This window comes from Cognaticolwellia mytili, assembly GCF_002104475.1.
GTDB classification, from domain to species: Bacteria; Pseudomonadota; Gammaproteobacteria; order Enterobacterales; family Alteromonadaceae; genus Cognaticolwellia; species Cognaticolwellia mytili.
In genome coordinates, this window is the sequence record NZ_NBOF01000002.1 from 1,040,274 (window position 1) to 1,052,414 (window position 12,141).

At 38.1% G+C, this 12,141-nt stretch carries 11 protein-coding genes; 5 read left to right on the top strand and 6 right to left on the bottom strand.

Annotated features, from left to right (window positions below; all coding sequences use genetic code 11):
* The first annotated feature begins 224 nt into the window (after positions 1 to 224).
* From uvrA to B7C41_RS09460, 3 genes are all read left to right on the top strand, one after another.
* Positions 225 to 3,065, top strand: a complete 2,841-nt coding sequence (gene uvrA, locus B7C41_RS09450) for an excinuclease ABC subunit UvrA (RefSeq protein WP_085298523.1) — start codon at positions 225 to 227, stop codon at positions 3,063 to 3,065.
* 139 nt (positions 3,066 to 3,204) lie between these two features.
* Positions 3,205 to 3,876 carry a fused MFS/spermidine synthase gene (locus B7C41_RS09455; RefSeq protein ID WP_085298532.1) on the top strand — a complete coding sequence of 224 codons (672 nt, stop codon included), beginning with the start codon at positions 3,205 to 3,207 and terminating at the stop codon, positions 3,874 to 3,876.
* A complete protein-coding gene (locus B7C41_RS09460; RefSeq protein WP_085298534.1) occupies positions 3,869 to 4,786 on the top strand; it encodes a spermidine synthase in 918 nt (305 codons plus the stop codon). The genes B7C41_RS09455 and B7C41_RS09460 overlap by 8 nt, the downstream gene beginning before the upstream one ends.
* Positions 4,787 to 4,899: 113 nt before the next feature.
* Here B7C41_RS09460 and rluF read toward each other — a convergent pair whose 3' ends face one another.
* Positions 4,900 to 5,817, bottom strand: coding sequence for a 23S rRNA pseudouridine(2604) synthase RluF (gene rluF, locus B7C41_RS09465; RefSeq protein ID WP_407919558.1), 918 nt, complete (start codon positions 5,815 to 5,817; stop codon positions 4,900 to 4,902).
* Between the two features lie 279 nt (positions 5,818 to 6,096).
* Here rluF and B7C41_RS09470 point away from each other — a divergent pair, with 279 nt between their 5' ends.
* Positions 6,097 to 6,795, top strand: a complete 699-nt coding sequence (locus B7C41_RS09470) for a pirin family protein (protein WP_085298538.1) — start codon at positions 6,097 to 6,099, stop codon at positions 6,793 to 6,795.
* Positions 6,792 to 7,331, top strand: coding sequence for an NADPH-dependent FMN reductase (locus B7C41_RS09475; RefSeq protein ID WP_085298540.1), 540 nt, complete (start codon positions 6,792 to 6,794; stop codon positions 7,329 to 7,331). The genes B7C41_RS09470 and B7C41_RS09475 overlap by 4 nt, the downstream gene beginning before the upstream one ends.
* A gap of 75 nt (positions 7,332 to 7,406) precedes the next feature.
* On the opposite strand, the gene B7C41_RS20040 is transcribed toward B7C41_RS09475, so the two are convergent.
* The 5 genes from B7C41_RS20040 to B7C41_RS09500 form a co-directional block, all read right to left on the bottom strand.
* A complete protein-coding gene (locus tag B7C41_RS20040) occupies positions 7,407 to 7,586 on the bottom strand; it encodes a hypothetical protein (protein WP_143764344.1) in 180 nt (59 codons plus the stop codon).
* A gap of 140 nt (positions 7,587 to 7,726) precedes the next feature.
* A complete protein-coding gene (locus B7C41_RS09485) occupies positions 7,727 to 8,161 on the bottom strand; it encodes a DUF3291 domain-containing protein (RefSeq protein ID WP_085298543.1) in 435 nt (144 codons plus the stop codon).
* A 54-nt stretch (positions 8,162 to 8,215) separates the two neighbouring features.
* Positions 8,216 to 8,887, bottom strand: a complete 672-nt coding sequence (locus tag B7C41_RS09490) for a response regulator (RefSeq protein WP_085298544.1) — start codon at positions 8,885 to 8,887, stop codon at positions 8,216 to 8,218.
* Between the two features lie 26 nt (positions 8,888 to 8,913).
* Positions 8,914 to 10,509, bottom strand: a complete 1,596-nt coding sequence (locus tag B7C41_RS09495; RefSeq protein ID WP_085298546.1) for an ATP-binding protein — start codon at positions 10,507 to 10,509, stop codon at positions 8,914 to 8,916.
* A gap of 530 nt (positions 10,510 to 11,039) precedes the next feature.
* Positions 11,040 to 11,750, bottom strand: coding sequence for a DUF6445 family protein (locus tag B7C41_RS09500; protein ID WP_085298733.1), 711 nt, complete (start codon positions 11,748 to 11,750; stop codon positions 11,040 to 11,042).
* Between the last annotated feature and the right edge of the window lie 391 nt (positions 11,751 to 12,141).

Below are 12,141 nucleotides of genomic sequence, written 5' to 3' on the forward strand. Positions count from 1 at the left end.
GATTAAAATCTGTGCGATAATATTTGGTTCTAACTTTATGTTCAGGTCGAAATAGTACTTAGCAACGTTTGCTGTAAAAACAGCCTTATTAGGTTGCTATTTTACCGCTAATGATTATTTCAAATGTTGATATAGCATAAGGTAATTTGCAATCAGTCCATCAATTCACCTGTGGAAAATTTTCGCATAGGGATAATGGGCGTTAAACTGGTCACAATGTCATTATGAAGAAAATTGAAGTCAGGGGTGCTCGCACTCACAACTTAAAAAATATTAATGTAAATATTCCACGCGACAAGTTAGTTGTTATTACCGGCCTTTCTGGTTCAGGTAAGTCTTCATTAGCCTTTGATACTTTATACGCTGAAGGTCAAAGACGTTACGTTGAATCACTTTCCGCTTATGCACGTCAATTTTTATCACTAATGGAAAAACCCGATGTTGATCACATTGAAGGGTTATCGCCAGCCATTTCCATTGAACAAAAATCAACATCACATAACCCACGCTCAACGGTTGGTACCATTACTGAGATCTATGATTATCTACGTTTGCTTTATGCACGTGTAGGTGAGCCTCGTTGTCCAGATCATCACTTACCACTTACCGCACAAACTATTTCACAAATGGTTGACCGCGTTTTAGCGCTAGATGAAGGCACTAAAGTGATGGTACTTGCGCCTGTATTGCAAGACCGCAAAGGTGAGCATGTTAAATTATTAGATAACCTTGCTGCCCAAGGTTATATTCGTGCTCGTATTGATGGAGAAGTTTGTGATCTTTCTGATCCACCAACCTTAGAATTACATAAAAAGCACACCATAGAAGTGGTTGTTGACCGCCTTAAAGTGCGTGAAGACATCCAATTACGTCTTGCTGAATCATTTGAAACTGCCCTTTCATTGACTTCAGGCACGGTAAAAGTTGCCTATATGGACGAACCAAGCAAAGAAGAGTTGGTTTTCTCGGCTAATTTTGCCTGTCCTAAATGTGGCTATAGCATGCAAGAATTAGAGCCACGATTGTTCTCTTTCAATAACCCTGCTGGTGCTTGTCAAACTTGTGATGGTTTAGGTAATCAACAATATTTCGATGCAAGTCGCGTTATTTCAAATCCTGAGTTGAGCTTAGCTGGCGGTGCAATTCGTGGCTGGGATAAACGAAATTTTTATTACTTTCAAATGTTACAAGCATTGGCTGATCATTATCAATTCGCCTTAGACTTACCGTTCAATGAATTAGCTGAGAAAACACAGGAATTAATTCTTCGTGGCAGCGGTAAACAAGAAATAGAATTTAAATACATGAATGATCGCGGTGATATTGTTATTCGCAAACACCCGTTTGAAGGTATTTTAAATAATATGGATCGCCGTTACCGTGAAACAGAATCTAATGCGGTGCGCGAAGAATTAGCGAAATATCTTAACAGCCAACATTGTCCGGATTGCGACGGCAGCAGGCTGCGCTTAGAAGCTCGCAATGTTTTTATTGCTGACACGCCATTACCTGAAGTTGCTGAATATGCCATTGCCGACGCTTTGGCGTTTTTCCAAGGCTTGAAACTTGAAGGCCAAAAAGCTCAAATTGCCGAAAAAATTCTTAAAGAAGTTTGTGACCGTTTAGGTTTTCTGGTTAATGTTGGTTTAAATTACCTTAACTTATCTCGCGCCTCAGGCACCTTATCAGGTGGTGAAGCACAACGTATTCGTTTAGCTAGCCAAATTGGTGCTGGTTTAGTCGGTGTCATGTACGTGCTTGATGAGCCTTCAATTGGCTTACATCAACGTGACAATGAACGTTTACTTGAAACCTTGATCCATTTACGTGATTTAGGAAATACCGTTATCGTTGTTGAACATGATGAAGACGCCATTCGCGCGGCTGATTATGTTATCGATATTGGCCCTGGTGCTGGTGTTCATGGCGGCAATATTATTGCTGAAGGCGATGTAAATGATATTTTGGCATGTGAAGACTCACTTACTGGTCAGTACCTGTCAGGAAGAGAGTGTATTGAAATACCGAAAACTAGAACACCGTTTGATAAAAAGAATGTTGTTAAACTTAAAGGGGCAACAGGTAATAACCTGAAAAATGTTGACTTGGTTATTCCAAATGGCCTAATGACTTGTGTTACGGGGGTTTCTGGCTCAGGTAAATCAACCCTGATCAACGATACTTTATACAAGCTTGCTCACATCGAATTAAACGGGGCAACGACACAAGAGCCTGCACCACACAAAGAAATTACCGGGTTAGACTTACTCGATAAAGTGATTGATATTGACCAAAGCCCAATTGGGCGAACACCACGTTCAAACCCGGCAACCTATACCGGAATTTTTACCGCCATCCGCGAAATTTTTGCTGCTACTCAGGAATCACGTTCACGTGGTTACAAACCCGGTCGCTTTAGTTTTAATGTCAAAGGCGGTCGTTGTGAAGCGTGTCAGGGTGACGGTTTAATTAAAGTTGAAATGCACTTTTTACCTGATGTTTATGTGCCTTGTGACGTTTGTAAAAGTAAACGCTATAACCGTGAAACGTTGGAAGTGAAATACAAGGGTAAAAGCATTCATGAAGTGTTGGATATGACCATTGAAGATGCGCTAGAGTTCTTTGGCCCTATTCCAGCGGTAAAACGTAAACTGCAAACTTTAATGGATGTTGGTTTAAGTTATATCAAGTTAGGTCAATCAGCGACAACGCTTTCGGGCGGTGAAGCGCAGCGAGTTAAGTTATCGAAAGAGCTATCAAAGCGAGATACCGGCAAAACGCTTTATATTCTTGATGAACCAACCACTGGCTTACATTTTCACGATATTAAGCAATTGCTACAAGTGATTCATCGTTTACGTGACCACGGCAATACCATTGTCGTTATCGAGCATAACCTTGATGTCATAAAAACTGCTGATTGGGTTGTCGACTTAGGCCCTGAAGGTGGTTCAGGTGGTGGGGAAATATTAGTAACAGGTACACCAGAGCAAGTTGCTAAACATAAAGGCTCGCATACCGCGAGATTCTTAAAACCTTTATTAGCCAACGCAACTAAAAACTAAGCATCAGTTCTGATGTTCTGCCAAAAGGCTTGTTTTTTGTAACAAGCCTTTTTTCTGTCTAGCTTCCTAGCAAACTTAGGTTTAAGATGAATTATCAATCAAATTATAAACAAAATCTAACCACAAAGTAGTGAGCTAAATGACTAATAAAAACAATAAAATTCAGCAGTGGCAAAATCCCTTAATTTATTTACTGGCCTTTTCTAGCGGCTTTTGCATTATGGGTATCGAATTACTCGGCGGGCGAATTCTAGCGCCATTTTTTGGCAGTAGTGTCCATATCTGGGGCAGTATCATCACGGTATTCATGTTGAGTTTATCTTTCGGTTACCTCGCTGGTGGCAAGCTATCAACAAAATCAGCATCTTTAAATCGTTATGGACTAATTTTTATTTTTGCTGGTATTGCCATTTTACCGGTAGCTTTTTCATCAGAATGGTTAATGGAAGCTATTTTTCTTGCCATAGAAGACACACGTTATGGCTCACTATTGGCTTCAATGGCGCTATTCTTTATCCCTACTGTTATTCTCGGCATGATCTCACCATACTCGGTGCGCTTGTTAGTCACCGATAAAAATAAAAGCGGCCAAGTCGCAGGCTTTCTTTATTTTGTCTCAACATTGGGTAGTGCCTTAGGTACTATTATTACCTCATTCTATTTAGTATTGCTGTTTGAAGTGAACAATATTATCACCGTATTTAGCAGTATTTTGATTTTACTTGGCCTAAGTGCAATGGTTTTTAATCGCCTAAATCAACCAACTGGCAGCAGTGAATGTATTAGCCGCCAAGGAGCGACTAATGAATAAATTATTAATCACTTTTTTAGTATCAGTACTAAGCAATGTGCTGATTAGTGCCGCTTTAAATACTCAAGCAAGTGCCGAAACTATTCACAGTGAACGTTCGTTATATCGCAATATATTGGTAGAAGAAAAACGCGGCTTACGTTGTTTAAAATTCAACGTTAAAAGCGCTAAAACCCAACAAAGCTGCATGCTAGCCGACGATCCTCAACGCTTAGTATTTAATTATACTAAAATGCTGTTTGCCAGTTTATTGGTTAACCCAAACCCAGAGCGCATTTTAATTGTTGGCTTAGGTGGCGGTACTATGTCGAATTCGCTACATCAAATTTTTCCTGATGCCACTATTACTAATGTTGAAATTGATCCCGCTGTGATTAAAGTGGCGAGAAGTTATTTTGGCTTTTTCGAAAATGAAAAAGTAACTTCAGTGGTACAAGATGGCCGCATTTTTGTTAAACGTGCAGTTTTAAAACAGCAGAAATATGATTGGATTATTCTTGATGCCTTCAATGGCGACTATATTCCCGAGCACTTGATGACGCAAGAATTCTTACAGGAAACCAAAGCACTACTTAGCGATAATGGCGTGTTAGCAGCAAATACATTTTCGATAAGTGATTTATACGATGTTGAATCTGCCACTTATAAATCAGTATTTGGTGACTTTTTCAATGTTAGAAACAAGAAAAACAGTAATCGCATTATATTAACCAGTGAGAAGCCTTTACCACAAGACAGTGTTATTGCCGAGCGTGCGAAAGCGCTTACTACAATATTGCGACCTTTTAATGTAAATATTACGGAAATAAGCCGTTATATGAAGTCTACGGCGATACAGCAAGATTGGCCCAAAGATACACGATTATTAACCGATCAATACTCGCCAGCAAACTTATTAAATTTGAAGTAGAAAGTTAACTGCAATTGATTTAATTAAAGGTGAGACGGTTAAATTAATAAATCTTACCTGTAAGCCAGCTCAGGCATACAGGTAAGCTAGTTAACTAAAGCGTGACGCCTTAGTTAGCTTTTCTTTTTCAGGCTTAAGCGTTTTTTACCTGATGACGTTGCAGCAGGCTTTTTTACATCAATACGTGTTAGTTTTTTCTCAGAATACTTATTCGCTTTTGACGTTATCACTTTATTAGCGTGTTTAATGTCAGCTGCTATATCGATCTTTTTCGGTACTTCAACGGCTTTTGCTTTTGCTTCCATTTTAGGCTCTGTAAAGTCATCACCCATAGCGGTTTTACGCGAGCCAGCTACAGCAGCATTTATTTCCGCCATTTCATTCTCAGTTAAATCACGCCATTGTCCAGGACGTAATTGCCCTAGCTCAACATTCATAATGCGCGAGCGATTAAGCTTCGTGACTTCATAACCGAGATATTCACACATACGGCGAATTTGTCGGTTTAAACCTTGAGTTAAAATAATACGAAAAACATACTTACTTTCAGGAGTAACAATACACGGCTTAGTGATCGTACCTAAAATAGGTACCCCTTTTGACATTCTTTCAACAAAGCGTTCACTGATCGGTTGATCTACCGTGACAACATATTCTTTATCGTGGGCATTTTCAGCACGTAGAATTTTATTAACAATGTCACCATCACTGGTTAGAAAAATTAATCCTTCTGACGGCTTATCTAAGCGACCAATGGGGAAAATACGTTTGGGGTGACCAATGGCATCAATAATATTGCCTCGAACCTGAAGTTCGGTGGTACACGTAATGCCGATAGGCTTGTTATAGGCAATATAAACTCGGTCAGTATGGTTACTATCACTGGCCTTAATTTCCATGCCATCAACACAAACCTTGTCACCCGGTATTACTTTAGTGCCTAGCTCAGGTACCATGCCATTGATAGTCACTCGATTTTTTTCAATCAATTTATCAGCAAATCGACGAGAACAATAACCTGAGTCACTAATGTATTTATTAAGGCGTTTTTCGTTAGTAGACACTAATTTTCCTAAAACAAACGCAGTGTAAAACTGCATATATAAAGATAGTTGCGCTATTTTAGCGAAGTTTCGCCGCTATGTAGAGTGATGATATTTATAAATCGACATTATTAACAATAATCACATAAAAACACGTGTTATTACGATAGGCGTAATAATTATTTACTCAAACTGGTATTTATCATTGTGGAACATCAGCATACACTGACGATAGTTTACTAAAGAAGTAAAAATGATGACGAAAAAATGAAAACCTTAACTTTCGAACAACTACCACAAAGTGGCTTTGCCGGCTTAATTGAACGACATTTTGTCATTAACCAAGCGCTATTTGGCCGTTCAAAAACCATTGCGTTTCCGGGGTTAGGCAACTTTGTTTATCTCGCTGATGCTAACTTTCTTCCTCATGGTGAAACCCACATGCACGGACACAAAGAAGTTGATGTTATTTCGGTAATGGTTGAAGGTGAAATTGAACACCACGGCAGTTTAGGTCACGGTGAAAATTTACCAGCAGGCTCTGTACAAGTGCAACGTGCGGGTGCTGAAGGTTTTCGTCACAATGAAGTAAACCCAAATAATCAGCAGAACCAAATGATCCAACTTTGGGTGCTACCAGACGAATTAGGTGAACAAGCAGGCTATAAGGTTTATCAACCTAAACTTGGGCAATTAACTCAAGTCTACGGTGGTAATAAAAGCCAGAAAAATACTTTTAATAGTCAAATATCTATTGCTGTGAGCAATACCGTAGTTGAGCAGAACATTACTTTATCAGATGAAGTATTGGTGTATTTGAGTAAAGGGGATGCAGAAATTAACGGTGAAAAAATTAATGCGCGCAGTTTAGTGCATTGTCAGCAAGGAGTTAACTTTACAGCGTTGACACAAGGGCAAGCTGTATTCATTTATCAAACAGACCAACAGAATGAGGCATTATCATGAAAGTAATCGCATTTGGCGCAAGTTCAAGCCGTAAATCAATTAACAAACAATTGGCTGCACATGCTGCCAATCTAGCAGCTCAAAGCAATGAAAATACTGATATTGAAGTACTTGATTTAAATGACTTTGAAATGCCAATATTCAGCCAAGACAGAGAAGAAGAATTAGGCCAACCAGAAGCCGCAAAAACCTTTTTCAAAAAACTAGGTGAAAGCGATGCCATTATTATTTCATTCGCCGAACATAATGGTAGTTATACTGCCGCTTATAAGAATTTATTTGATTGGGCTTCTCGTATTGACCAAAAGGTTTTTCAAAACAAACCTATGTTGTTACTAGCAACCTCGCCAGGGCCTGGTGGTGCAGGTAGTGTATTGGCTGCGGCAAAAGGCTCAGCACCTTATTTTGCCGGTGAAGTCAAAGCATCACTTTCTATTCCAAGCTTTTATGATAATTTTGATATGGAAAATTCTCGATTAAATAACGAAGAATTTCAGCAACAGTTATCTACAGCTGTAACAGACTTATTAAAATAACATTGTGATTAGTAGGGGAAAAACTCCCTACTGACCTTTGCCTAGTTTCTAACTTATGAACAGTTGGAGATGATGTTAACGATGGATGTTGAGCGCTTTAATAGCCGATTTTTCATCGCTGTTTACAATAACGCTTGGTTGTTCAGATTTACCATCAACCCTAATATCACCTACTTTTGTTCCAATCGATAATGAACTACAAGCAGATAAAGCCAACATTATTATCGACGCAGAAAAACATGTTATTTTATGCATATTAACAACCTGAATAGAGGAAAACCTTTGTATCTACTTTCTTTATATCAATTAAAGTAAGTATGCGAGTAATTACAAGTGATCTAAATTCTCAATATTTAGATCACCTCAGAATAAGTGATTATTTATTTCAATTGGCATTACACGCTAAATGGTGCTTTAAATGAAAAAGCATAAGGTGAATCACCATAACAACGTAGGTGCTCCAAGCGCACAATGCCATCATCGACACTTGGAATAGTGCCCTCTTCAACCCACCACAAAACATAATTGGCATTTTCAATTTTGCTAAACCATTCCTGTTTCCTGCGTAAGAAGTCTCGATGATGAGTTTGAAACATAAAGTTCTTCAAGGTTTCAATGGAAGACCAAACGGACATATTGACAATAATATTGGGGTCACTAAAGGCTTGAATACCAGTAGCATCGCCACTATCACCTGTTAGACGCCAAATAAAGCCTTCACTGGCGTCAGCTAAAGCATTAATCGGTTCAAGATTATCAGTAAAGTCTTTCATAGCTAGTGTATCAAGCGGATATTTCGCCTGCGCTATATTTAGTTGTGCAAGTTGCATTTCTCTTCCTTGTAAATACAATATTCTATTTTTTGTTGCTTAATTGTGGTTAATTTAACCTAATTCTACTTTATAGCCAACACTATATACTGACTGAATTATTTCACTGTCGGCATTCAGAGAATTAATTTTTTTACGCAGTTTTTTGATATGGCTGTCGATCGTACGTTCACTAACCACACGGTGATCATTGTAAACTTGGTTAATTAGTTGCGCTCTAGAATAAATGCGCCCCGGCTCTTTGGATAGCACTTTTAATAAATTAAACTCAATAGCTGTTAACTCAACTGCTTGACCGTAAAGCGTTGCCTGATACTTTTCTTCATTTAAAAAAATAGGCTTTTTAATTGTTTCAGTATCAGGATTTTTATAGCGTCTCAACGTTGCTTTAACACGAGCAACAACTTCACGCGGCGAAAAAGGTTTGCAAATATAGTCGTCAGCACCTAATTCTAAGCCAATTAAGCGGTCAATCTCTTCAACCCGTGCGGTGATCATAATAATTGGGATATTTGAAAATATGCGAATTTCTTTACATAAAGTTAAGCCGTCTTTTACCGGTAACATTAAGTCAAGTAGCACCATGTCGTAAGTTTGACTTTGCAATTCTTCAATAACTGCAGCGCCATCGTGCAACATGGTGACATTAAATTGCGCTTGCGCCATGTAGTCATACAATAGCTGAGCAATTTTAATCTCGTCTTCTACTACTAAAATACGGGCCATTGATACTCCAACTTAAACGACAACATTTATCTAAGGGTATTCTTCGGTAATGTAATCTTTATCATCAAACCACCACTTTCAGCTTGATGAGCAGATATTGCTCCCTGATGAGCATAAACAATATTTTTACATAATGCTAAGCCGATCCCGCTACCACCAGTTTTTCTATTGCGAGAACTCTCTACCCGAAATAAGTGCTCAAAAAGTTTAGCAATATCTTCGCGAGAAACCCCTGGCTTGCTATCTTCAATATAAATATCAAATTCATTACTTTTTTCAATTAATCGACAATAAATCTGACCTGGTGCATCGGTATACTTCGCGCTATTAGCAAATAAGTTATCCAATAATTGATTTAACCTTTTTGCATCACCCCAGGCCGATATTTTTTCATTCGGAATATCTATTGTCAGCGTTAATCCTTGGCTTTGTAGTAATGAGCTATGTCTTTCAGCATTAAGTCTTATTAATTCAGTAATATTTAATGTTGACTTTTGGTAGCGCATTGCGCCAATTTCAGCCTCGTTAAGTTCATTTAGGTCATTTATTAAACTTTGTAAGTGGTTAACTTCTTCTGAAATGGAACTAATGTTTTCAATACTTAGAGGACGAATTCCATCTTCCAAGGCCTCCAATTCACCTTTAACAATCGCCAAAGGTGTTCTTAATTCATGAGATATATCAGCAAGCCAACGTTTTCTTGATGTTTCATTTTGCTCTAACGTAGCAGCTAAATCATTAAAGTTTCTTGCCAAGGTCGCTAATTCATCATGACCAACAATAGGTAAACGTGTTGACAATTCACCTTGGTTAACCTGAATAACAGCATGCTTCAAACGGGTAATTGGACCAACAAAATGCCGGGAGAGTGGAATAGTGATAATAATAATAACGATAAAAATCCCCGCTAATATTAATAGAATTTGTTGGTTAATATCCTCCACGAATTGCAAATCAAACTTATCGGTTATCTGCTCAGTGGGGGGTAGTGCGACATAGCCAACAATTTCACTGTTAGATAAAATCGGTTTTTTGACAAAGTTGGCTGTAAACCTGCCAATTAACACCTGTTTATCAGCATTAAGTAAACTAAATTTAGGTCTTAATCGTGGGCTATTTTCTCTTAACGTTAGTGAGTGATCATCAAAACGATCTTTGCGTTGATATCTAGGAGCATAATCATCACGTAGCTGTTCGATACCATCAGGGTAACGTAACCCTTGTTCTGATAGGCGCAATACAATGCGCCAATACTCTATGCCAGAATAATTTCGCTTCGGCCTTGAAGAGTTTTCTCGATCAGAACGATTTACTCTATTTCTATTTTCTCTGCTAAGCGAGCCTCTTCTTGGCGGCTCATTAAAGCCTGCTCGGCGAGCAGTTCTATTTAATTCACGTTTACGTGGCTTTGCGCTTGAAGCGACAACTGCTTGCCAACCATTTTGTTCTTGATAAACAGCAGCTAAATTATCAGAGACTAACTGTAAACTTTGCACTTGCCGCTGATTGACATAATTGAGCATGCCACGGTCAAGCCCCCATTGCATTAGCCCATATAAAATCAGAAGCAATGCGAAGCTGGTTAGTAAAAACACTAAGAGTAACTTAGGAAAAATTCGCATGTGGTTATATTTTTTATCCGTTTATCGAACAGTTATAGCGCGAAACAAAATGAATGTCTTACCTTCAATAACATTTGCACATTTTTTCCTCATTTACAGTACTTTTTTTAAATAAAGCAGACAAGACAAAGTGAATAACTAAATACTTAACCATTAATAAACTGCTGAATAAACAATATAAATACCAAATACAAATGAAAGCACGCCAGAAAAATGAAATATTGAGCGAAACTTTGTAGCCGACCATAAAGTAAAACTACGATGCTTCTGTACGCCAAGAAAAACGAGTCGGATTGAAGTAAATAACATCAAATAACCAAGTACAGTGTTAATTATCACTGCACTAGTTGACCGTGCATAGTAAATAAAAATCAAACCAAAGATTAACCGGCTTAAGATCTCAAAAACATGAAATATGATTGATTGTTAAATTTAATAATAGCCGCTGAAAATTCACCCGGATTTTTCATCATTTGCAGGCTTAATAACACCATTATCAAGCCAAAAAGAATTAACAACCACATAGTTTTTTATTCTTCTGCCATCCAAAAGAATGTCACAGCTAAACGTTTATCTCTTTTTTCTTTGCCAAAATAACCACTAGCGCTGTGCGCAATATTACCTTTAAATAAAATTAAACGATTGAACTTGTTTTCTATTGCGACATCTTCATACCATGCACTTGTTGGTAAACTTTCTGTATTTAGTGCATCAACTAAGTTCAAATATGGTGCATTTACCACATTGCCACCGGCCGCACCGTTGTTATATTTGAGACGATAAAAACTAGTACCTGAGTTTGGTTCAGGGTTTTGACTAAGATATAGTACCGCACCATAGCGGCACAGCTTTCTATTATCGACATGCGGCCTTGCAGCACCTTCATCTTCTCCGACTAAAATAGCAGTATTACTATCAACAACAACATTATCTGATTCTGCAACCCAAAATGAAGATTCCTTTACTTGTTGTTTAGCCCAATTCTCTACAAGTTTAAGATCCCCTTTACTTAAAGCATTTTTTGAACGCATTCCTGGCCATAACTCGGCTGTATATGGAGAGCCCAATTTCCATTTTTTCTTGTTGTAGCATCTATTTGCGAGCTCAATCGCTTTTTTTTGTGGAAAGAAATCATCCTGTAGCCAGTAATTTACGCCCAACTCAGGCTTTTCATATGGCAGCGTTGGTGAGTTATACGGTATTGTTGCTAATTCGATACCCTCTTCATATTTATCAAACATATTTATTGCTTCTACATCCTTGCTTTTATCTACAGTATAATCTATTGAATTAAAATTACCGTGTATAGTAACTACCTTTTGGCGACACGCCAAACAAACGCTGACGGCTTGCATATCGTCTTGAGAATAATTCTTAATGGCAAGCGGTGTTCACTACTTTCCAACACTCAACTATCATAAACTGACAGAATACTCCTCACACTTTAATACTCACAACAAGATCTCCCTCGGCGTCTGTAATATAAGGTACACACTTTAATAAAAAGTGGAGTAACCTAACACACTTAGCTCCCGCTGCAGTAAACGAGTACCATCGTCATAATCATTTTTTTAAAGTATCAATACCGATATGGCTTCCTATCAAAACATTAAGCTTGATTAAAAACAATAG